Raw genomic sequence first — 23068 nt, 5'->3', positions numbered from 1 at the left:
AGGCCGTTCGGTGGGTTACGGCGCACGCGAAGCGCAGTGATCGACGGTCGGTCAGTGCTGATGTGCGCCTAACCCACCCTACGAAAATGAATGCCTGATTGAAAGCGATTTGAAATAAGGGAAGCTCCGGCCAAAGTAAATTTCGGCACTATGAATTAGGTCCACAGGATATGCGGAGGCACGACGCGTCCTACGAGCTGAGCTCAGTCGAGAGAGCCCCTCCCACAAGCTTGTATTTTCATGGTAATCCCATCGCCATAAGCATCACCTCGACAGGGTGATAGGCCCGCACCCCGAGCCCGTCGGCGATTTGGCGGCGGCAGCTGGTGCCGGGGGCCACGATCAGCGCATCGGTTCCAGCCTCGCGAATGGCGGGAAACAGGACCAGTTCGGCAATGTCCAGCGACACGGCGTGGTGCTCCTCCTCATAACCGAAAACGCCCGCCATGCCGCAGCAGCCGGAGGGAATGGGTCGAACTTCGACGCCGGGAATCAGGGACAGCGCCTTTAAAAGCGGCTGCATTCCGATTAGCGCCTTCTGATGACAGTGGCCGTGCACCAGCAGTGTCTTGCCCGCTAGCGCGTCGCCGAAGGGATTTTTGCCGAGCCGACCGCTCTCATGAACGATGAATTCCTCGAAGGTCAGGGTGCGATCCGCCACGATACGCGCCTTTTTTCTGAGCTCCTCGCCCTCCAGTAAATCCGCCGCTTCGTCACGGAAGGTCAGGATTTCCGAAGGTTCGAGCCCGATGATCCAGCGGCCGGTCACCGCGGAAGGGTATAGCCGCTCGACGGCCCGGCTCAGCCGTTTCCGGGCGGCGCTCAAAAGACCTTGGCTGATCTGTATCCGCCCGGATTCGAGACAGGGCGTTGCCGCCATGCGAAACCCGAACCGCTCCAAGACCTCGAAGGCCGCGATCGCCAACTGGGGTTCGTAGAATTCGGTGAAGGGATCGTTGAACAGCAGGACCTCGCCCTTCTGGCCAGCCGGTTCGGCCGGACGCCGCCGCTTCAGCCATCGGCTGAAAGGCTCGCTCGCGAGAGGCGGCAAGGGACGCTCCGGATGAAAGCCCAGCCGGGATTTGACCCAGATCTGCGCCAGCACGGCGTTGGACAGGGTGGGCGCGAAGCTCGCGATCCGGCTGAGCCGGTCGAAGTTCCCCACGATACGCGCCCGCCACGGCACTCCGGCCCGGTCGTAGTGCTGCTGCAGGAATTCCGCCTTCATGCGGGCCAAGTCCACGTTGGCCGGGCATTCCGATTTGCAGCCCTTGCAGGCCAGGCACAGGTTGAGGACATCCCGCAGCAGCTCGCGATTCATCGCCGTCCAGGGTTCGGAACTGTCCATGACCTGCCGGAAGATGTTGGCGCGGCCGCGGGTGCCGTGTTTTTCCTCCCGTGTCGCCATATAGGAGGGGCACATCGTGCCGCGCCCGGCGCTTTTCAGGCAGACCCCGGCGCCGTTGCACTTCGAAGCGGCGATTCTTAAGCCCGCTTCGCGGCTCCAGTCGAAGTAGGCGGCAACCGGTTTCCCGTTCTCATGGGCTCTCAGATCCGAAACCAACGGCGGAGGATCGAAAATCTTGTGCGGGTTCAAAAGATCGTGAGGATCGAAGGCGGCCTTGATCCCGTGCAGGAGCCCATAAAGTTCCCCACCCAAAAGACCTTCCAAATAAGGCGATCTCAGGCGGCCGTCGCCATGCTTGGCGCTGATCGTCCCGCCGAAACGGATCGCCCGTTCGAACACTTCTTCGACGATGCGCTCGTAAAGACGCCGGCCTTCCCGGCTGCGCAGATCGAGCAAGGGGCGGAAATGCAACACGCCCCATCCGGCCGGACCGAAGACGACGCAATCTACACCATGGCGGGCCATGACCGAGAAAACCGCCTCGGCATAAGCGGGCAGATCCTTGACTGACACTGCCGTGTCTTCGATGCCGGTGACGGCCTTGACCGGGCCTGGCATGCCCATGAGCAGACCCAATCCCGCCGCGCGCAGGGCCAGCGCCCGCTCCCGGAGCGGCGAATCGAGCACTTTCCGGGCATAACCCAGGTTCAGCGAACGCAATTCGGCCGTCAGATTTGAGACCGTGGCGTCGACTTCACCGCCGGTTTCGTTCACGAAATCGATCAGCAGCACGGCGGCCGGATCGCCTTCGATCCAGAACCGGTTGCGCTGCTGCTCCAGATTGGTCTTGGTGAGCTCCAGGATATGCCGGTCCACCAATTCCAATGCCGACGGCTTATGGTTCAGCGTCACGGCCACCGCCGAAAGCGCTTGCGGCAGGCTGTCGAACTGGACGCAGACCAAGCGGTGCCGGGCAGGCAGCGGCACGAGCCCGACTTCGATTTCGCCGACCAGAGCCAGGGTTCCCTCGCTGCCGCACAGCAATCGGGCCAGATTGAAAGGCGGCCCCCGAGATTCCCAAGGCTGCCCGCGCGCCAGCACGTCCAGGGGGTAGCCCGCGTTGCGGGGAATGCCGTCGGGGCGGGGAAAGCGATCGAGAATCAGCGCCCGATGGCGGTCGATCGCCTGATACACGGCGCGGTAAATCCGCCCCTCCAGATTGTCCAGCGCTAATTTTTCCCGAAGCTGTTCGCCTCCAAGTGATTCGAACCGGGCGATGCTGCCGTCGCTCAAGACCGCCTCGGCGGACAGACTGTGATCGCGGGTCGTGCCGTAGCGCAAGGCATGGCTGCCCCAGGCGTTGTTGCCGAACATGCCGCCTATCGTGCAGCGGTTGGAGGTGGAGGGATCGGGGGCGAACATCAGCCCGAACGGGCTCAGCGCATCGTTGAGATCGTCGCGGATCACGCCCGGCTGGACCCGTGCCCGCCTCCGCTCCGGGTCGATCGAGACGATCCGGTTCATGTGGCGGGTGAAATCGATTACCAGACCGTCGCCGATGCACTGCCCCGCCAGGCTGGTTCCGGCCGCGCGGGGAATCAGCGGCAGCCGTTCCTGCGCGGCGAATCTCATCAGCGTCACGCAATCGTCCCGGTGCTTGGGCCGCGCCACGGCCAGAGGCATCTTCTGGTGGGGCGAGGCGTCCGTGGCGTAAAGCAGGCGCGAGAGCCGGTCGGTCAAAAGCTCCCCTTCGAGCGCTCGGCTTAAAACCGAGAGTTTTGATAGCGGTTCGGATGTCATGACGGATGGCCTCGTTGACTGCTTAGACCGGGGATAGAATCGGGGGTTAGAGCCTTCCATGTCGAGGTCTGACGGAAAACCGGGATTTCGTAGGGTGGGTTAGGCGCACTCCAGCATACTCCGATGTCAATCACTGTGCTTTGCGTGCGCCGTAACCCACCAACGCGCGGTGTGGTGGGTTACGGTGCGCGCCTGACTCGGTGGGCCGCGTACAGGCGGTATGTAGGCGCACCTAACCCACCCTACGACATGGATCAACCCGGCGAAACGGGTTTATGGCACACGCTGATCATTCGTTGTAAGGTTTGCAGAAAACCGATGGGAGCGATCTCGATGGGATTACTGGATGGTAAAAGGGCGCTGGTGTGCGGCAGCAGTCAAGGGATCGGCCGGGCCGTCGCCATGCATTTCGCGGATCAAGGCGCCGAGGTCATTCTTCTCGCCCGCAACGAGTCGGCCTTGAAGCTTGTCTGCGGTGAGCTCGGTACCGCGCATCGGCAAAAACACAGCTACTTGGTGGCCGATTTCGGCCATCCTGATCGCCTGAGGCAGCTCCTGAAAGAACGCCTGCCGGCGCTTCTTCCCATTCACATTCTGGTCAACAACACAGGCGGACCGCCGGGCGGGGTTCTATATGAAGCCGGGGTTGAGGAATTCACCGAGGCCTTCACCCGCCACCTCATCTGCAGCCATATCCTGGTCCAGGCCCTGCTCCCCGGCATGAGGAGCGAGAGCTACGGCCGGATCATCAATATCGTTTCGACCTCGGTCAAGCAGCCGATTCCGGGACTCGGCGTCTCCAACACGGTGCGCGGCGCCATGGCCAACTGGGCCAAGACTCTGGCCGGAGAACTCGCGCCCTTCGGCATCACCGTGAACAACATCCTTCCGGGAGCGACCGAGACGGCGAGGCTCAGGGCTATCATGGAGGCCAAAGCCCGAAGCTCGAACAAATCCATCGATGACGTGGTCGAACAGACTAAACGCTCGATTCCCCTGGGACGTTTCGGAAAGCCCGAAGAAATTGCCTACGCGGCGGGCTTTCTCGCGTCCGATTTGGCTTCGTATATCACCGGGATCAACCTGCCCGTCGACGGGGGACGTACGATGAGCTTGTAAATATGCAACGAATCGCGAATTACATTGCCGGCGAACTCGTTCCGCCCGTCTCCGGCCGCTATCTCGAAAACATCGAACCGGCCACCGGCCGTTTGTTTTCGGAAGTGCCGGACTCCGATTCCGCCGATATCGACCGCGCCGCAGCCGCCGCAAGGACGGCGTTTCCCGCCTGGGCCGAGGCTCCGCTGGAAGAGCGATCCAGGCTGCTGCGCCGGATCGCGGATCTCATCGAAGCCAAGGCGGACGCGCTCGCCCGCGCCGAATCGGTCGATGCCGGAAAGCCTCTGAGCGCGGCGCGCCAGGTCGACATCCCGAGAGCCGCCGCCAATTTCCAATTCTTCAGCTCAGCCATCCAGCATTTCTTCTCCGAATCCCATGCCATGGGAAGCCAAGCGCTGAATTACACGCTCCGCGTGCCGCTCGGCGTCGTCGGCTGTATTTCGCCGTGGAACCTCCCGCTTTATCTCTTTACCTGGAAAGTCGCGCCCGCGCTGGCGGCGGGAAACACGGTCGTCGCCAAGCCCTCGGAACTGACGCCGATGACGGCGTTTTATCTCTCGGAAATCTGCCGGGAAGCGGGGCTTCCGCCGGGGGTTCTGAACATCGTCCACGGCACCGGCGCCAAGGCCGGGCAACGCCTGGTCGAGCATCCGAACGTCGAAGCCATCTCCTTCACCGGCGGCACCCAAACCGGAGCCCGGATCGCCCAAACCGCGGCTCCCAAGTTCAAAAAGCTCTCCCTGGAACTCGGCGGCAAGAATCCGAACATCATCTTTGCCGATTGCGATTTCGAACGCGCCGTGAGCACCACGGTCCGCTCGTCCTTTTTCAATCAGGGCGAAATCTGTCTGTCGGGGTCGCGGATCTTCGTCGAACGGCCGATCTACGAAACGTTCAGGGACGAATTCCTGCGACGGACCCAGGCGCTGCGCGTGGCCGATCCACTGAGCGGAGACTGCGACGTCGGCGCGCTCATTTCGGAAAGCCACCTCCGCAAGGTGCTGTCCTACATCGACTTGGCGCAGACCGAGGGCGGACGGATTCTGACCGGCGGCAAGCAGGTGCACCTGCCGGGCCGTTGCGAAAACGGATTCTTCGTCGAGCCGACCATCATCGAAGGTCTCTCCCCGAACTGCCGGGTCAATCAGGAGGAAATCTTCGGCCCCGTGGTCACCCTGATGCCTTTCGATGGCGAAGACCAAGCGGTCGAGTATGCCAACAGCACGATGTACGGGCTTTCCGCCACAGTCTGGAGCGAAAGCCTCAAGCGCTGCCATCGCCTGGCGAACCGGATCCATTCCGGGGTGATCTGGATCAACTGCTGGCTGCTCCGCGACCTCCGGACGCCTTTCGGCGGCATGAAGCAATCGGGCGTGGGCCGGGAAGGCGGCTTCGAGGCGCTCAAGTTTTTCACCGAAGCCAAGAACGTCTGCGTTTATCTCGGAGGATAGCGCGTATGGCGGGTCAGCGCATCGACTCGGAAAAAGCACCGGAACCCGTGGGCCTCTATCCCCATGCCAGGCGGGTGGGGAATCTCTTGTTCCTGTCAGGGGTCGGGCCGAGAAGACGCGGAAGCAAGATTATTCCGGGCGTCGAGCTGGACGAGGACGGGAATATCGTTGCCTACGAAATCGAGGCGCAATGCCGCTCAGTCTTCGAGAACGTCCGCCTGATCCTCGAGGAAGCGGGCTCCCACTGGGACAAGCTGGTGGACGTCACCGTCTTCCTGACCGATATGGAAAAGGATTTCCCGGTCTACAACCGGCTCTACGCGGAATACTTCAGGACCAATCAGCCCTGCCGGACGACCGTCGAAGTGTCGCGGCTGCCGACCCCCATCGCGATCGAGCTGAAGTGCATCGCGACCATCGAATGAGAACGGAGAATCGCCGTGAGAGAGCTCAAGCCTTTCAACTTCCGCGAGTGGATAGACCAACACCGCCATCTGCTCAAGCCCCCGGTCTGCAACAAACAGGTGTTCGAGGACGCGGAATTCATCGTCATGGTGGTGGGCGGCCCCAACCGCCGCAAGGATTATCACTACGACGAAGGCGAGGAGTTCTTCTACCAGGTCGAGGGCGACATGGTTCTCAAGATCATGGAGGACGGAAACCCCAAGGACATCCGCATCCGGGAAGGCGATATCTTTCTGCTTCCGCCGCGCATCCCCCATTCCCCTCAGCGCTTCGCCGACACGGTGGGGCTGGTCATAGAGCGAAAGCGAGGACCGGCGGAAAACGACGGTCTCCTATGGTACTGCGACAACTGTTCGAATTTGCTCTACGAGGAATATTTCCACCTCGAAAACATCGAGAAGGACTTGCCGCCGGTTTTCGAGCGGTTCTATTCCAGCGAGGAAAACCGGACGTGCAAGAAGTGCGGGACGGTGATGGAGGCGCCTTGAATACACACTCGCGGCACACGGTAGGATGGGCAAAGGCCGGTGGTAGTCTGTGCCCATTACTTCGGCCCTCAGTTCCCTCTCCCTCCGGGAGAGGGTTAGGGTGAGGGGATCGAAACTAGGTTTTCTTCCGATGAAACAACTGGCCCGAACGCTACGAAAACAACAGACCAACGCGGAGAAATTATTGTGGAGCTGGTTGAGAAACCGCCAGCTGGAAGGTTGCAAGTTCCGTCGGCAACAACCCATTGGCCCCTACATCGCAGATTTCCTCAGCCTAGAACCGAAGCTGATCATTGAACTCGATGGTGGACAGCATTCCGAGCAACAGGAACAGGACAATCAGCGAACCCGATACTTACAGGCTTTGGGTTATCGGGTGTTGCGGTTTTGGAATCATGAAGTGCTCGGCGATCTTGAGGCAGTGTTAGAGGCAATTCGGATTGCCATAGTTGTTCGATCCCCTCACCCCATCCCTCTCCCGGAGGGAGAGGGAGAAAGACCGGTACTTCGTAAAAAGGAAGGGGCTTGAGAACGGCTCATTATTAGGCACATGGAAAACAAACATGCTCAAAATCGACATCCATACCCACATCCTGCCGAAGAACTGGCCCGATCTTCGGGAGCGGTATGGCTATGGCGGGTTTATTCAGCTCGATCATCACCGGCCGGGCTGCGCCCGCATGCTCAGGAACGGCGAATGCTTCCGGGAAATCAGGAGCAACTGCTGGGATGCCGGGACCCGGCTCAAGGACTACGATGAATTCGGCGTGCAGGTTCAGGTGCTTTCCACCGTGCCGGTCATGTTCTCTTACTGGGCGAAACCGGAGCACACACTCGATCTCTCTAAACTGCTGAACGATCACATCGCCGGCGTCGTCGCCGAGTTCCCCAAGCGCTTTGTCGGGCTGGGCACTCTGCCCATGCAGGCGCCGAAACTCGCGGTCGGGGAGCTGGAGCGTTGCGTCCGCGATCTGAAGCTGGCGGGCGTCGAAATCGGCACCCACGTCAACGGCTTCAACCTGAACGAGACGCTTTTCTTCCCTGTCTACGAGGCAGCGGAAGATTTGGGAGCGGCCCTCTTCGTGCACCCTTGGGACGTTCTCGCCACCGAGCGGATGAAGAAATACTGGCTGAGCTGGCTGGTCGGCATGCCCGCGGAAACCGCCCTGGCCATCTGCTCGATGATTTTCGGCGGCGTCTTCGAGCGATTTCCCCGGCTTCGTGTTGCGTTTGCCCACGGCGGCGGGGCGTTCCCGGGTACTTTCGGCCGTGTTCAGCACGGATTCGAGGTGCGCCCCGATCTTTGCGCCGTGGACAATGCCGTGGAGCCTGCCGAATACCTGGGGCGCTTCTATGTGGATTCATGCGTTAACGATCCACGCCTCCTGAGTTGCCTGATCGATCTTTTGGGCGCGAACTCGATCGCCCTCGGCTCAGACTATCCGTTCCCGCTCGGCGAGCTCCGCCCCGGCAGGATGATAGCCGAGATGGAGCTGCCGCAGTCGACCAAGGCGCGGTTGTTTCACGGGACCGCTCTGGAATGGCTCGGCCTCACAGCGGAATCCTTCGCATGACCGCCGTCGATGTCCATATCGGACGACGGATCTTCCGTATCGACTCGGCGAAATACTTCGATCTTTCCGTTCACATCGACGGCGGCGTCGAAGGACTCAGCGCCTTCGGGGTACCGCCCGCCGGAGTGCAAACGGTGGAAAACGCCTGGTTCGTCGGCGACACCCGGCGCGGCGGCAGCTGCAATGTGAGGGAATACCGTTTCATCCCCCATTGCCACGGCACCCATACCGAATGCGTGGGCCATATCGTGGATCAGGACGTATCGGTAACGGCATTTCTGAAGGATGCCTGGATTCCTGCCACCCTGATTTCCGTGAAGCCGGAAAAAGGCATGGATTGCCCGGAAAGTTATATCCCCGGCAAAGCGGAAGGCGATGCGCTCATTACCCGGAGGGCGCTAGTCGAAAAGTTAAGAACGCTGGATGACGAAGATTTTCACCAAGTGCTCGTCATCCGCTCGCTGCCCAATTCACCGTCCAAGAGAACACGGCAGTACTTGGCGACGCCTTATTTTTCCAATGAGGCGATGGCGGAAATCGTCCGACGCGGCGTCAAGGATCTTTTGGTGGATATGCCGTCCGTCGACCGCATGGAAGACGAGGGCAAGTTGTCGAATCACCGCCTTTTCTGGGAGCTGCCGCCCGACGCCCACGATTTGAATCGCTGCAAAGCGCCTTTTCGAACGATTACCGAACTCATCTTCGTGGCCGACGACATTCGGGACGGTTATTACCTGCTCAATCTTCAAATCGCGCCTTTCCGCGGCGATGCGGCACCCAGCCGGCCGCTGATCTTTCCCGTGGAGGTTCCATGAGGTTCGAAGCGCACCGATCTCTCGCCGAGGCGCTGGACCGAGCGGATATTCTTGGTTCGTACCGAAGCGACTTTCACATCCCGAAGCGGGAAGATGGCTCGGAAGAGATTTATTTTTGCGGCAATTCTCTGGGACTTCAGCCGAAATCGGCGCGGCGCTACGTGGAGGAGGTGCTGGCCGCGTGGGCGCGGATGGGAGTGCGGGGACACTTCGAGGGAGATCATCCCTGGCTGCCTTATCACGAGTTCGCGACGGAGAAACTGTCCCGGTTGGTCGGAGCCCTGCCCGTCGAAGTGGCGGCGATGAACTCCCTGACGGTCAACCTTCATCTCCTGATGGTGAGCTTTTACCGTCCGACGCCGGAGCGCCATAAGATCCTGATCGAGGAACACGCTTTCCCGTCGGACCGCTACACCATGGCTTCCCAAATCGCCTTTCACGGCTTCGACCCGGAAGAGTCGCTGATCGAAGCCAGGTCCCGTCCGGGCGAAGTGACTCTTCGCACGGAGGACATATTGGAGCTCATCGAACGGGAAGGAGACGGCATCGCGCTGATCCTGTGGCCGGGCGTGCAGTTCTACACGGGCCAAGCCTTCGCCATGGACGAAATCGCCGGAGCGGGGCACGAGAAAGGCTGCGTGGTCGGGTTCGACCTGGCCCACGCCGTCGGCAATCTGGTCTTGAAACTGCACGACTGGAACGCGGATTTCGCCGTTTGGTGTTCCTACAAATATTTGAACGCGGGACCCGGAGCCGTCGCGGGCTGTTTCGTCCACGAGCGGCATGCCGAACGCTTCGATCTTCCCCGCTTCGCCGGCTGGTGGGGGCATGACAAATCCACCCGGTTCGTCATGCCGCCGAGGTTCAGTCCCTTGCCCGGGGCCGAAGGCTGGCAGCTCAGCAATCCGCCCGTTCTCTCCCTGGCGCCCCTGCTTGCGTCCCTGGATCTGTTCGATCGAGCCGGAATGACGGCGCTGCGGACCAAGTCGGAATCATTGACCGGTTATCTGGAACGCCTGCTCAAGGAACGGTTCGACGACGAGATCGCCATCCTCACGCCGCCCGCCACCGCCGAACGGGGTTGCCAGCTTTCGCTCAGATTGAAGGACGGCAAGCGGGTGTTCGAAAAGCTGAGCGCTTCCGGGATCGTTTGCGACTGGCGGGAGCCTGACGTGATCCGCGTGGCGCCGGTCCCGTTTTACAACCGCTACATCGAAATCTTCGATTTCGTGGAGCGGCTCAAGGGAGTGATCGAACATGCGGACTAAAGTTATCACCCTGATCGGCGGAGGGCTCGCCGGATGCCTACTCGCCATGTTCCTGGCCCGGCGGCGGTTTCCCGTGCGGGTTTTCGAGCGCTTGCCGGACATGCGTAAACACAGGATTCCGGCGGGGCGGTCGATCAACCTCTCGCTGTCCACCCGCGGCATCCATGCCCTGAAGGAAGTCGGTCTATACCGGAATATCGAAAAACATCTGGTCGCCATGCCCGGCCGCATGATCCACGACAGGGACGGAAAGCTGCTCTATCAGCCCTATGGCAGGGACGAATCCGCCGTTCATTATTCGGTGGAAAGGGCCGCGCTCAACAAGATCCTGCTCGATGGGGCCGAAGCCGCCGGGGCCGAGCTTTTTTTCGGTGAAAAGTGCGAAGGACTGGATTTCGAAAACCGGCATCTGCTGCTCCGGCGTGAAGACGACGATAACCAGCGCATTCTGCCTTTCGATACGCTGATCGGCACCGACGGCGCGGGTTCCGCGGTGCGCCAGGCCATGATCGTACAGAAAGGCATCGACTGCCGAGACGAGCACCTGCCGCACGGCTACAAGGAGCTGGCCATCCCGCCAGGACCCGAAGGCGCTTTCAGGCTGGAAAAGAACGCCCTGCATATCTGGCCGCGCGGCGGCTTCATGCTGATCGCCCTGCCCAATCGGGACGGCAGTTTTACCGCCACCTTGTTCCTGCCCCATTCGGGCCTCGAGAGTTTCCGGACGCTCAGCGACGAGGGCGCCATCCTGCATTTCCTGGAAACCGAGTTTCCCGACGTGCTTCCCCTGATGTCCGACCCGGTTCACGATTTTCTGAACCATCCCACCGGGACCTTGGGCACGATTCGCTGCTTTCCCTGGCATGTCGGCGATCAGGCGCTGATTCTGGGCGATGCCGCCCACGCGGTGGTTCCCTTTCACGGGCAAGGGATGAACTGCGCCTTCGAGGATTGCGTCGTTCTCGACCGGTTGCTCGATGAACACGATAACTTCGAAAGCCTTTACCGAAACTTCGAGGCCCAGAGAAAGCCGAATGCCGAGGCCATCGCCGACATGGCGCTGGAAAACTATATCGAGATGCGCGATTCCGTCCGTGACCCCAAGTTTCACTTGCGGAAGCACATCGAATGGTTGCTCGAAGAGCGCCACCCGGCGAGATTCATCCCTCGCTACGCCATGGTCATGTTTCACCGCATTCCCTATGCCGTCGCCAAAGAACGCGGCGACGTCCAGGCCGGCATCATCGAGCGTTTGTCGGAATCCATAAACCGGGTAGACGACGTAGACCTCGACCTGGCCGACCGGCTCGTCACGGAAAGCTTGCAGCCCTTGGCCGCAATGCCATCGCGGTCTTGATGGCGGGCGGGGCATCAGGTGCGCCCCGCACTACCCGCACATCACCCAGCGAGGCTGGCGCGCAACCCACCGACGCGAGCGGCACGACCATCGAGCATTGGTCCGGCGGGTTACGGCGCACGGAAAGCATGGTGATCAGCGGCCAGCGGATGCCGGCGTGCGCCTAACCCGCCCTACGACATTCCGGTTTCCGTCAACCGCCGAAAGAGCAGTAGGTATCCGGAACCAATGGATTGATCGGCAATTCAAATCTAGAACTACCCCGATCCGATTTATCTCCGATAGATGGCTCGCAAGGAGGTGTTATGCGATTCCGGAACAAGGCGATTTCAAGCAGCGCTGCCCGTTGGTTCCTCGGCGGCTTTGTTTTTCCCGTGGCCGTAGCGGCCGCTCAGACCAACGGCAAGCCGTTGGATGCCGTTGCCGAGGCGCAAACGCCGCGAGCCGCTCCCTCTTCCCGGCCGGAGTCGCAGAAATCCGAGCATGACCGCTCTGGTGCTTTTCGCGCCCCCCATGCCCAGCCTTCCTCGAACGCCTTTGGCGGCCAGCCCGATCAGGGCAAGGTGCTGGGCTTCGATTTCTACCGCGATCCCCTCAATGCCAAGAGGCCCATGCAGACTTTCGAGGAGATCATGCAGGAGGACAAGGCGGCCAAGCCCAAGATCACCGCCGATCAGCGAAAACTGCTGGAAAGCCGCTATGATCTGACCCCAAGACTCCATCGAGAGGCGAAAATGTCGCGGGGTAAACCCATTCCGGTAGGTCCCACCGCGCGGCTGCGCAACGGTATGACCTGGGACACGCTGGCCGCGATGACGCCCGAGGAGATTCGCGAAAAGGGACTCTTCCCTTATCCCTCCCTGCCGCATCCGAAGCAAGCCACCGGCGGCCAGGTCTTCCCCAAAATGCAGATCGAGATGTTTCCGCGGCTGGAGCGCTTCGATGTGGAGTTCGATCTGCCGGACGCCTTTCTGCCGGAGTTCCCGCCCGCCATGTTCCTGCAAAACCGGCCGGAACTGGGTGACGTATCCCGGGGCGAGGTCGTCTCGATCAACAATTACTATGCGCTTTTCAAGGACCTATTGACGCCCGTGCAACTCGACGGCCTGCGCTTGCTGCTCACGCCGTTTCCCCAGGAAGAATTCAATCCCACCGACGACCGGAAAAGCGAACAGCCGAGCCTAGGCGTCACCTGCCTCGATTGCCATATCAACGGCCATACGACCGGACAATTCCACCTCAATCCGGACAACCGGCCGCAAGAGCGGCGCCTCCGCCTCGACACGGTAAGCCTCCGCGGCATGTACAATCAGCAGATCCACGGTTCCAAGCGGAGCCTCCGTTCGGTGGAGGATTTCACCGAATTCGAATTCCGCACCGCCTATTTCAACGGCGATCCCATCCACGCCATGAAGAAAGGTTTTACCCAGTTCGATCGGGTGCAGGTTTCGCACATGGCGCAGATGCAGAACATGTTCGACTTCCCGCCGGCGCCCAAGCTCGACGTTGCCACCGCCAGGCTCGACCCCGCCAAGGCCACCGAAGCCGAGCGCCGCGGCGAGGAAGTGTTTTTCGGCAAGGGCAAATGCGCCGAATGCCATGTGCCGCCCGTCTATCTCGATGACCGCATGCACGATCTTCGCCTCGAACGCTTCGTCAATGAGGCGCCTCCGGGACCGATGAAAACGTTCACCCTGCGCGGCATTAAGGACAGCCCGCCCTACATGCACGACGGGCGCTGCCTGACCCTGGAGGACACGGTGGAGTTTTTCAACCTGGTGCTGGGGCTCAAATTGAACACGCAGGAAAAGTCGGACCTGGCGGCGTTCATGCGGGCGCTGTAAAAATCGCCTTTTTCCAAGCGCTTGAAGTTTAGATTGGTTCCCAAACTCCCGTTTGGGAACCCAAAGCGAGAAGTTCCCGCTTCTCGATTCGACTGCGGTTTCGAGAAGCGGGAGCTTCTCGGGTATGGCTCCCAAGTAGGAACTTGGGAGCCAGCGAATCTTAGGTCATCATTGGCTTCTCTCCGGCACAATGCCGAAGCCGGCGCTGTGAAGCGCGGCGAGCAGTGTTGTCTGTTCGTCTGCGGCGAGCGGCAATAGCGGCGGCCGGGGCGCAAGCCAGGCGGGATCGCCCGTCTGCGCGGCGCGAATCGCCTTGAATGCGGGAACGAAAGGGTAGCGCAGGACGATGTCCAGGAACATACGGACTCGCGTTTCGTCGTCCGGCGGCACGTCCGGCTTGAGCAGTGCTGCGATAAGGTCCGGAAAGAGGTTCGCGATGCCGCAGATGGTTCCGGCTCCGCCGGCGCGCATCAGACGCGGCAGATGCGATTCGTGGCCGAGCAGGATCGAAAGCTGAGGCACGCGTTTCAACAGCCCGGCGGTATGTTCGAAATCGCCGCCGCTGTCCTTCACCCCTGCAATGATGCCGGGATAAGCGGCCGCCAGCCGGGCGACGACTTCCGGCCGGATCGGCACGGCCGAGAGTTGCGGAATGTGATACAGATAAACGCGCAGACGCGTATCGCCCACCGTATCGATCAGCATCGAGTAGTAACGGAACACAGCCTCATCGGTCAAATTTTTCCAGAAGAACGGCGGAAGGATCAGGCACCGCGGGCAGCCGGTTTTCAGCGCGTGCCGGGTCAGCGCCACGGTGTCGGAGAGTGCGGCGCATCCGGTGGCGGCGAGCAGGCGGTCCGGCGCGATGCCGGCAGCCAGCAGCGCGTCAAGCCCCTCGCAGCGCTCGGCCACCGAGAAGGAGGGACCTTCGCCGGTCGTGCCAAACGGCACGATACCGGCTACGCCTTTCGCGAGCAGTTCCCGCACCAGTGCGGCGAGTCTCGCATGATCCACGCCGCCGTCCCGGCCGAGCGGCGTCAGCGTTGCACACCAAAGTCCGCGTATGGGAGCGGGTTCCGTCATGGTGAAGTCCTCCTCAGAATCCGGGTGAGGATGCGCCTATCTTATTAATCAGGCCCGTAAATACCCTCCTGGTATTTCGGGCCGCCGCCCAGGCCGGTACACGCCCGGCCTGGGCTCACGCGGCTTGTCGCCGCGCCGGGGCATCCCTGCCCCGGATTAACCCGGCCTATATTTATAGGCCGGGTTAATAAGGAAGCTCTGATTAAGTCCTTCGACAGGCTCAGGACGAACGGAATCCACTTGTTCAGAGCTTCCTTAAGTACGCACCGACTGCCGCGCTTTTCAGGCAAGGTTACCGGGGAACCACGGTGAAATCTACGGGATGGGGGTGCCGGCGGATCTTGTGGGTCGCCTCGCCCGTTGCCGTCGACCACCAGGTTTTAACTCCATTCGGCATCCGAGTGAACATTAATTGTAGGATGGGTAGAGCGAAGCGAAACCCATCGATGGTGGGTTAGCCCCTCGGCTCCGCTCGGGACAGGCCCTTCGACAGGCTCAGGACAGGCTCCGCGTAACTCACCGATTGGAATAAGAGGCAGAATCCATGAACGAAGATCAGGGAAAGATCACCGTCTATTACGATGGCGCCTGCCCGCGCTGTGTCCGGGAGCGCCGCCGCTACGAGCGGCTGGCGGGAAAAAGCGGTGAGCAGGTCTGTTGGTTCGATATCACGGGACGGGAGGACAGACTCCGCGAGATCGGCATCGATCCCCGCAAGGCCCTGACCGAACTGCATGTCCGCGACGAAAACGGGCGGATCGCGTCCGAGCTGGATGCTTACATCCTATTGCTGGAGAGAGTCGCGTTTCTAAGACCCTTGGCCTGGCTGATCGGACTGCCGGCGATCCGCCCGCTGCTGGCTCGTCTCTATCACAAAATGGTAATCCGCCGGTTGAAAAAGAGCGGGCGGCTGTAGCGGGCTCGCCGAGCACTATCGCTCCAAGAATCGGGCTTTTTATTTCGTTCAATCCTTCCGCCCACCATCGGACGAGCCATGCCGAGAAGCAAACCTGTCGCTCACGATTGACCGCACAGGGATACTATTTGACCTGATCGCCGCCGTCGATCGGGTGATCGGCAGAGCCGGTGCTTTTCATGGCGCATTGCGGAGCGTCGGCTTCCGTAGTCATCCCGCCAGGCGGAGGATCTTCGCAGAAATCCTTAGCCACGGTCACGCCGGTCGGTTGCACGATGCCGGGATCGGTGATGGACGTCAGCAGGGTCCCGGTGTTCGCGTCGTACACCCTCAAGGCATCGGGTTGCGAGACGTACAATTTCGCTTTCTTCGGATGCAGCGCCATCTGATCCATTCCGTAGAATTCGGGAGCGTTGGAAATCGGAACCGAAAACAGCGGTTCGTTGCTGAAGGTCGCGTTCTTGGCGTCATAACGATAGACGTCCAGGAAACCCGCATCTCCCGGGGATTCGCCGTTACTCCGGGCAAAGGCCCGGTCTACTGCAAAGTCGACCAAACCGGAAATCCCGGAGGACGTGCCGGATAATGCGCGCATGTCGACCCGTTCCAGTCCCGGAATCGCAAACGACGTTATTTCGGGAGCGCCACGGGCGATGACGAGGCCCGATCCGCCGTCCGGAGCGCAGAAGACATTATTGGGTTCGGCGAAACCGAGAGACAGCATCTCGCCGGTATCTCTCAAGGTCCCGGTGTCGCTGAGCGTGAGCCGGCGCACCGTTGCATCGGCGGACGAGGTGGCCAGTACCGAGCCGTCGCTGCAAACCTCGACCGAATTGGTATCGGTACCCACGGACAAGGTGCTGATCTCGGCCTGTTTGGCGATGTCGATGACCGAGATCGGCTGAGTGAAGAGGCCATCGGACACCAGCAGGAACTTCCCGTCGGGGCTGATCGAGAGATCCTCGCCATTGTTGGCGATGGGAATCGGATTCGTGCCTTCGGCGAGGCGGGGAGGCGACGCGGTCAGGTCGATGACGAAGACTTCGCTGTTGAAATTCGTCACGAATCCCCGGGTCTGATCCGGCGTGATGAGAACGTCACCGATCGCCAGGCCGGCGGTCGCTATGGTCACCGATCCCAGTACGGTGTCGGTATCGGCATCGAATATCGTGACCGAAGCCGTGGTGTTGTCCGCCACCATGCCGAGAGCCCTTGCGGACGCCGAAGGCGCCTGTAAGGCCGGGACCAAGATGGCACCCATGAGAATCGCTGCCAGGCCGGTCCTTTTCCTGTAATCGCTGTTCATGTGACTTCATCCCTGCTGTTGCGATCGAGCGATGGCCGCGGTTTTTCGATGCGCGGAATCCGCTCCTTGCTGCGCTTGTTTGGTTAATGAGACTTGTCTTTGGGAAAGGAGTTGCACGCCGAGGCCAATCCTTCAAAAACGGCCCGATGACCAACTTCGAAAGGAACATGCGAAACCCGTGTGCGCAGAGTGAGTTTCCGCAGCCGAGAGAGCGATCGCTTTCGGGAGTGTCCCGTTATGGTGCGCGCTCCCCTATTTTTGTGCGCCGGATCGATATGCTGCCGTATGTCCTTGGCATACAAGATATTCCCCGCAATCGGCCCGATTCCGGGTAATCGCGTCGACCGGTTCTCTGCGCTTACGCATGGCATGCATTATGTATTCTCGTCATGGAGTGCTAAACGGGGCACGAATCAACGGACAACGGCGTCCATCGGCGGTCATTACGACCCCGCTGGACGCTTTTTTTTGCCCGACGATCGCTCAGGCTGCAAACAGCTCCTAATTGCAAGGGAACATCCATGTACAACGTGCTTCGGCCAGCTATCGTTTTGCTGAGCCATCTTCGCTTTCCTTATAAATTTCTGTTCATCGGTCTGATCTTCGTCCTGCCGCTTGCCGTTTACCTGTACCTGCTGATCGTCGAAATGAACGCCGGCAGCGCATTCGCCCGCAAAGAGCGGTCCGGCGTGGAATACCTGAGGGCTTTGCAGCCTTTGCTGCAGGATTTTCCGAAACACCGCGGGATGGTTTACGCCGCACTCAACGGCGACCGGTCTTTCGACGACGATATTCGGAACTTGCGAGCCCGCATCGAGGAAGCTAAAGCCGCGGTGAACGAGATCGACAGTCGGCTGGATTCCACGTTGCACACCGCAACCCGATGGAATGCCGTGAAACAAGCGTGGAATCGTCTTGCGAATCAATCCGCGGGCGCGGATGCGAAGGAAAATTTTGCCGCCCACACGTCCCTGATCGCCGGCTTACAGGGGCTGATCGGCCACATCGGAGAGACCTCCAATCTCGTCCTGGATCCCGTTCTCGATAGCGCCTACCTCGCCGATGCCGCAATCCTCAAACTTCCGGCCCTGATGGAGAACCTGGGGCAGGCGCGGGGCTTGGGCACCGGAATGGCCGCTCGCCAGGCGAACGACCCGGACGAGAAATCCCGCCTGATCATGCTGAACACGCTTATCCTGGAAAATCAGCGCGCCATCGAGCGAGGCATGGACGTCGTTTTCCAGACCAACTCGTCGGTCAAGCCCGCGTTGGCTGCCGGTCTCGAACAGAGTCTCGTTCGTCTCAAGACTTTCCTGGATTTACAGTGGAACGAGCTGATCTCCAAAAATTCCATCGTGATGGCGCCTTCCGACTATTTTGCCGCCGGAACCCGCGCCATAGACGCCCAGTTCGCCCTCTACGATGCGGTTCTGCCCACGCTGGATCGCTTGCTGGAGGAGCGTATCGCCGCCTTTGACGCCAAAAACCGTCTGGTCATCGTGATCGCCGTCACCACGGCTTTGGTGTCCGTCTATCTATTTGCCGCCTTTTATCTGTCGGTACGGCAGACGGTCCACACTCTGGTCAGCAGCGGCCGGCGTCTGGCCGCCGGTGATCTGACCGCGAAAACGCACATAAACTCGCGGGATGAGCTGGTGCAGGTGGCGGACGGCTTCAACGGCGTCGCCCTCGAGTTCAGCCGCTTTGTTGCCGGCGTAGTCGCATCGGCCGAGGAATTGAGCAATGCCGCGAGCGAACTCTCCGGCGCCACCGAGCGGGTCGCCTACAGCGCGAATCTTCAGTCCGACGCAGCCGGAAGTACGGCGGCTGCCATGGAGGAGATGACGGTCAGCATCGGCGAGGTCGCTCGCCACGCCGGCGAAGCGGAGCGGATTTCCAACCGGGCCAGGGAATTGTCCGCGCAAGGCGAGATCGTCGTCCGCCGCACCGCCGGTGAAATGGAAAGACTGGCCGACTCGGTCCATCAATCCTCCGGGATGATCACGGCGCTCGGCGCGCGCTCCAACGAAATCAGCGCGATCGTCAAGGTCATCGCCGAAATCGCGGATCAGACCAATCTGCTCGCTCTCAATGCCGCTATCGAGGCGGCCCGCGCCGGCGAACAGGGGCGCGGTTTTGCCGTCGTCGCCGACGAGGTCCGGCAGCTCGCCGCCCGTACCCGCCATGCGACGGACGAAATCAGGCAAACCATCGTGTCCATCCAGGACAGCATCGACCGGGCCGTGAGCGCGATGCGGACCGGCAGCGAACAGGTCTCGGCCGGGGTTTCACTGGCGACCGAGGCGGCGAGCTCCCTCGCATCCATCCATGAAGGCGCGTTGCAGACCGTGCAGAGCATCACGACCATTGCGGCTGCCACTCAGGAGCAAAGCGTCGTCAGCCAGGATATCGCGCAGCACGTCGAGCAAATTGCCGGGAAGGCCGACGAAAGCACGACGGTTGCCCAGGAAACGTCCGCCATTGCCCGGCATCTCGAACAACTGGCAGCGAACCTCAAGACGATGGTTCACCACTTCCAGATTTGATTCCGCATCCGTAGAGGAGATTCTCATGTTTCCGATTCTGACCGGCCTGACCCTGTTACTGGCTTTTCTGGTGCTCCTCGTTGCCGTCGAGCAGCGATTCGAGAGAGCGCTGCTCGACCGTAAAGCGGCCGGTATCCTCCATTTGCGCCGAACCACGGAATTGATGATCAGTCTTCAGCAACACCGGGGCATGGCCAATTCCTGTCTGAACGGAGATACGGCTTTCCGGGCGCGTCTGCCGTCCGTTCAGAAGAACATCGAAGAGCAGTTGCGGGCGACAATGCCTCTCGCCGACGAAGGTGCCGATGCGCATGCCGGGCAGTTGTCCCGCTGGCGAGCCATTCACGATTCCTGGCAGGAACTGAAACGCGGGCTCTTCGACCTCTCTCCCGCGGAGAGTTTCGCCGCCCATACGCGGATCATCAGGGAAGTCCTGTGCCTCATGGAGGAGGCGGCGGATGGCTCCGGGATAATGTTCGATCCCGATCCGTCCAATCGGTGCATGGCGGCGATTCTGGTACGCCGGCTTCCCGAACTGATCGAGCAGATCGGGCAGGGACGCGGCCTCGGGGCGGGGGTGATCGCGTCCGGAAAATGCCCGCCGGTGTTCCGGATCAAACTCGGTTTTTTGGCCCATCGCATCGACGGCCTCCTGAACGAGACTCAGGAGGCGCTGCGGGACCTTTCTCCACCGACTGGGCGGGATCTGCAAGCGGGTTTGGCAACCAGCCGCGAATCGACCCGAAAATTCGTGAATCTCCTCAATGAACGCATCATTCAGCCGAGCCGCATCGAGCTCAAGCTCAAGCCCTATTTTGCCGAGGCGACCCGGGCAATCGAGGCCAATATCGCTCTGATCGATCAACTCATGGATACGCTCCACGGCGTATTTGCCTTGCGAGCCAACGAACTGGCAAGGCCGAAGCGCTATGTGCCGTTGTTCGCCGCGGCCGTTTCGATCCTGGTTGCCCTTGTCCCGCTGACGTGGCTGCTGCCTTAAGTCCGTATCGGGAGATTCCCGAATCGTTGTAGGTCGGCAATCCTTTGCCGACAAACCTGCTTGCCGGCCCGTTAGTGTCGGGAAAGTATTCCCGACCTACAACAGGAGGGAGCCACACCAAACCGAAAAATCTCCCAGGCTCTTTTTCCCGGTGCGGAAGGCACAAGACGCGTGAATCCCGTTCGCTGCGCTGCAATGAATGGTCCGAACCGCGGTCGAAAGAAATAGTTCGCGTGTCCGTGAATCGGAAGATGAAGCGATACGGATCGCCGTGCATGCACGGGTTATTGGCAATCATTTTGTCGCTCCTGGTGTTCGCCAGCGGGAGTAGAGCGGATATGAAGGCTTTTGTCGGCGGTACCCTGATCGATGGAACCGGCGGCGCGCCACGCGCCGATGCCGTAATCGTGGTGGAGGGCGAGCGAATTGCGGCGGTGGGAAACCGGGGCGAGATACCGATTCCTCCCGAAGCGCGGGTAATCGACGCGAGCGGGAAATGGATCGTTCCCGGATTGATCGATGCGCACATACACTTCTTTCAATCGGGCGGTCTTTATACCCGTCCGGATGTGATCGATCTGCGGGATGTTCGCCCTTATGCGGACGAGATCACCGGGATCAGGCAGCGCATCCCCGACACCTTGTCTCGATACGTGGCGAGCGGCGTGACCTCGGTGGTGGACGTCGGCGGTCCGTTCTGGACCTTCGAGGTGCGGGATCTCGCGAGGCGGACCGAACGGGCGCCGCGCGTCGCGGTGGCGGGACCCTTGATCGCGACTTATTTTCCGCAGGAACTCAAGGCCGAGGATCCGGCGCTGATCAAGGTCGATTCTGCCGAGGAAAGCCGCGCCACGGTGCGAGAGATTTTGGCGCGCAAGCCGGACCTCATCAAAATCTGGTTCATTCCCTTGCCGGGCCGGAGTCTTGCGTTTCAGACCGCCATAGTGCAGGCCGCGATCGAGGCGAGCCATGCCGCCGGCACTCGGGTCGTGGTGCACGCGACCGAACTGGAGACCGCACGGGCGGCGGTGCAGGCGGGTGCGGACATTCTCGCCCACAGCGTGGAGGACCGCCGGGTCGACGAGGCCTTCATCAAGCTACTGAAGGATCGGAACGTGGTGTACGTGACCACCCTCGTCGTCAACGAGGGTTATCAGGAGGTGCTGGGACGGAAGGTTCGGCTGACCGACATCGAACGCCGCCTCGGCGATCCCGAGGCGATCGCGACGTTCGACGAGCTGGCTAGCCTGCCCGTTTGGAAAAGGCCCTGGGCTTTCCACTGGTTCAGCCGGGATATCGCATTCTGGAATCTGAAGCGTTTGCAGCAGAGCGGCGTGACCGTCGCCGCCGGGACCGATGCCGGCAATATCGGCACCTTGCACGGGCCGGCGCTGCACCGGGAGTTCGAGCTGATGGCCGAGGCCGGCTTGTCGCCCGAGGAGATTCTGACCGCCGCGACGCGAGGCGGAGCTCGCGTCATGGGGCGAAGCGCCGAATTGGGGACCGTGGAGCAGGGCAAAATCGCCGATTTCGTGCTGCTCGACGCCGATCCGCTGGCCGATGTCACTCATTTGCGCCGCATTTTCCGCGTGGTCAAGGGAGGGGCCGTTTTCGATCCCCGAGCGTGGGACGAGCAAAAGCCGTCGATGCGATCCCGACTTTGAAACGAACTTCGAACAAAGTACGCTGTTGAATTTCTAGGAGATATCCATGGAAGCCAAACCGAAAATTCTCGCTTTTGCCGGCAGTGCGCGAGAACGCTCCTACAACAAAATGCTGGTGCGGATCGCCGCGGCAGGCGCCCGTCGGGCCGGCGCCGAGGTGACGATGGCAGACCTGCGCGATTTTCCGATGCCGATCTATGACGGTGACTTGGAGAGCCGCGATGGCATTCCCGCCAACGCCCTGAAATTCAGACATCTGATGATGGCGCATCAGGGGCTTTTGATCGCTTCGCCCGAGTACAACAGCTCGATTACGCCGCTCCTCAAGAACACCATCGACTGGATATCCCGGCCGGTCGGCGGCGAGGATGGCCTGGCGCCTTTCCGGAACAAGGTCGCCACCCTGCTGTCGGCTTCGCCCGGAGGCTTCGGCGGTCTCCGCGGCCTGGTTCACTTGCGGGCGATCCTGGGCAACATCGGTGTCATCGTCCTGCCCGACCAATTGGCGGTGGCCAAGGCTCACGAAGCGTTCCAGCCCGAGGGCACGCTGACCGATCCCAAACAACACGCCGCCGTCGAAGCCTTGGGGGCAAATCTCGCCGCCACTTTGGCGAAATTGCATGGACAGACCCTAATGCCCGAGCCGGAGGAGCGTCGGCACGATCTGAGCCGAATCGGGTAAGGTTCGGCCACAGAGCGAGAAAGGCCGAGCGGTCGTGGAACAACAACGCCTTGGCTGTCTTCATGCCGCTACGCGCCGTATTTCAGCATACGCCTACGGCGAATCGAGCGGGCGGAATACCAGGTAGAACTGCGTCTCCGTTGCCATGGCTTCGAGGTAGATGCCCCGGCGGGTGTACGGCGCGGCGGAATCGGGGACGGTGCCCACAAACACCCGCTGCAGCTCGGCGCCGGCGATCGCCAGGGCAAACCGGCGGCCGGCGCAGTCGAGCGTGCCGCTCCAAGTGCCCGCCGCCGCATAGGCGGTCCAGTCCTTCCAGTAACCGAAGGCCGTCGCAGCGGG

Annotated in this window: 19 protein-coding genes; 15 read left to right on the top strand and 4 right to left on the bottom strand. The window is 61.1% G+C overall.

The features are described from left to right. Positions 1–238: 238 nt before the first annotated feature. Positions 239–3148, bottom strand: a complete 2910-nt coding sequence (locus tag B2A78_RS15510) for an FAD-binding and (Fe-S)-binding domain-containing protein (RefSeq protein WP_077730920.1) — start codon at positions 3146–3148, stop codon at positions 239–241. Positions 3149–3271: 123 nt separating this feature from the next. Here B2A78_RS15510 and B2A78_RS15505 point away from each other — a divergent pair, with 123 nt between their 5' ends. The 10 genes from B2A78_RS15505 (at position 3272) to B2A78_RS15460 (ending at position 13529) form a co-directional block, all read left to right on the top strand. Next, positions 3272–4267: an SDR family oxidoreductase gene (locus B2A78_RS15505; protein ID WP_205780797.1), complete on the top strand. Its 996-nt coding sequence runs from the start codon at positions 3272–3274 to the stop codon at positions 4265–4267. 2 nt (positions 4268–4269) lie between these two features. Next, on the top strand, positions 4270–5718 hold the full coding sequence (locus B2A78_RS15500) for an aldehyde dehydrogenase (protein ID WP_077730919.1): 1449 nt from the start codon (positions 4270–4272) through the stop codon (positions 5716–5718). Between the two features lie 5 nt (positions 5719–5723). Continuing rightward, positions 5724–6143: a RidA family protein gene (locus B2A78_RS15495; RefSeq protein ID WP_077730918.1), complete on the top strand. Its 420-nt coding sequence runs from the start codon at positions 5724–5726 to the stop codon at positions 6141–6143. Positions 6144–6158: 15 nt separating this feature from the next. Next, complete coding sequence (locus B2A78_RS15490; RefSeq protein ID WP_143735189.1) at positions 6159–6671, top strand: 3-hydroxyanthranilate 3,4-dioxygenase; 513 nt, start codon at positions 6159–6161, stop codon at positions 6669–6671. A 130-nt stretch (positions 6672–6801) separates the two neighbouring features. Continuing rightward, positions 6802–7200, top strand: coding sequence for an endonuclease domain-containing protein (locus B2A78_RS15485; protein WP_077730916.1), 399 nt, complete (start codon positions 6802–6804; stop codon positions 7198–7200). A 34-nt stretch (positions 7201–7234) separates the two neighbouring features. Continuing rightward, the gene (locus B2A78_RS15480) at positions 7235–8245 is read left to right on the top strand and encodes an amidohydrolase family protein (RefSeq protein ID WP_077730915.1); all 1011 of its coding nucleotides are present in this window, start codon (positions 7235–7237) and stop codon (positions 8243–8245) included. Continuing rightward, positions 8242–9060, top strand: a complete 819-nt coding sequence (locus B2A78_RS15475; RefSeq protein WP_168175447.1) for a cyclase family protein — start codon at positions 8242–8244, stop codon at positions 9058–9060. Before B2A78_RS15480 ends, B2A78_RS15475 begins: the two co-directional genes overlap by 4 nt. Beyond that, a complete protein-coding gene (gene kynU / locus B2A78_RS15470; RefSeq protein ID WP_077730913.1) occupies positions 9057–10328 on the top strand; it encodes a kynureninase in 1272 nt (423 codons plus the stop codon). The genes B2A78_RS15475 and kynU overlap by 4 nt, the downstream gene beginning before the upstream one ends. Continuing rightward, positions 10318–11685: an NAD(P)/FAD-dependent oxidoreductase gene (locus B2A78_RS15465; RefSeq protein WP_077730912.1), complete on the top strand. Its 1368-nt coding sequence runs from the start codon at positions 10318–10320 to the stop codon at positions 11683–11685. The genes kynU and B2A78_RS15465 overlap by 11 nt, the downstream gene beginning before the upstream one ends. 305 nt (positions 11686–11990) lie before the next feature. After that, positions 11991–13529 (top strand): cytochrome B6, encoded by a 1539-nt coding sequence (locus B2A78_RS15460; protein ID WP_077730911.1) that lies wholly within the window; start codon positions 11991–11993, stop codon positions 13527–13529. Between the two features lie 168 nt (positions 13530–13697). Here the strand turns inward: B2A78_RS15460 and B2A78_RS15455 are convergent, their stop codons facing one another. After that, complete coding sequence (locus tag B2A78_RS15455) at positions 13698–14612, bottom strand: dihydrodipicolinate synthase family protein (protein ID WP_077730910.1); 915 nt, start codon at positions 14610–14612, stop codon at positions 13698–13700. A 544-nt stretch (positions 14613–15156) separates the two neighbouring features. Here B2A78_RS15455 and B2A78_RS15450 point away from each other — a divergent pair. Next, entirely contained in the window at positions 15157–15528 is a 372-nt protein-coding gene (locus B2A78_RS15450) for a DUF393 domain-containing protein (protein WP_077730909.1), read from the top strand. Positions 15529–15652: 124 nt separating this feature from the next. Here the strand turns inward: B2A78_RS15450 and B2A78_RS15445 are convergent, their stop codons facing one another. Beyond that, positions 15653–16834 (bottom strand): hypothetical protein, encoded by a 1182-nt coding sequence (locus B2A78_RS15445; RefSeq protein WP_077730908.1) that lies wholly within the window; start codon positions 16832–16834, stop codon positions 15653–15655. A gap of 521 nt (positions 16835–17355) precedes the next feature. Between B2A78_RS15445 and B2A78_RS15440 the strand changes: the two genes are divergently transcribed. The 4 genes from B2A78_RS15440 (at position 17356) to B2A78_RS15425 (ending at position 22726) form a co-directional block, all read left to right on the top strand. After that, positions 17356–19380, top strand: coding sequence for a methyl-accepting chemotaxis protein (locus B2A78_RS15440; protein WP_077730907.1), 2025 nt, complete (start codon positions 17356–17358; stop codon positions 19378–19380). 25 nt (positions 19381–19405) lie between these two features. Then, entirely contained in the window at positions 19406–20380 is a 975-nt protein-coding gene (locus B2A78_RS15435) for a nitrate- and nitrite sensing domain-containing protein (RefSeq protein WP_077730906.1), read from the top strand. 338 nt (positions 20381–20718) lie between these two features. Further along, positions 20719–22044: an amidohydrolase family protein gene (locus B2A78_RS15430; protein WP_168175446.1), complete on the top strand. Its 1326-nt coding sequence runs from the start codon at positions 20719–20721 to the stop codon at positions 22042–22044. A 46-nt stretch (positions 22045–22090) separates the two neighbouring features. Beyond that, positions 22091–22726, top strand: coding sequence for an NAD(P)H-dependent oxidoreductase (locus B2A78_RS15425; protein WP_077730904.1), 636 nt, complete (start codon positions 22091–22093; stop codon positions 22724–22726). A gap of 93 nt (positions 22727–22819) precedes the next feature. On the opposite strand, the gene B2A78_RS26110 is transcribed toward B2A78_RS15425, so the two are convergent. Further along, positions 22820–23068 (bottom strand): hypothetical protein (locus B2A78_RS26110; protein WP_168175445.1); only part of this gene is annotated, 249 nt, incomplete at its 5' end.

Origin of the sequence: Methylocaldum sp. 14B (genome assembly GCF_002005105.1) — a bacterium.
GTDB lineage: Bacteria > Pseudomonadota > Gammaproteobacteria > Methylococcales > Methylococcaceae > Methylocaldum.
The sequence above is the reverse complement of the archived record's forward strand: the minus strand, read 5'-3'. Positions and strand labels throughout refer to the sequence as shown.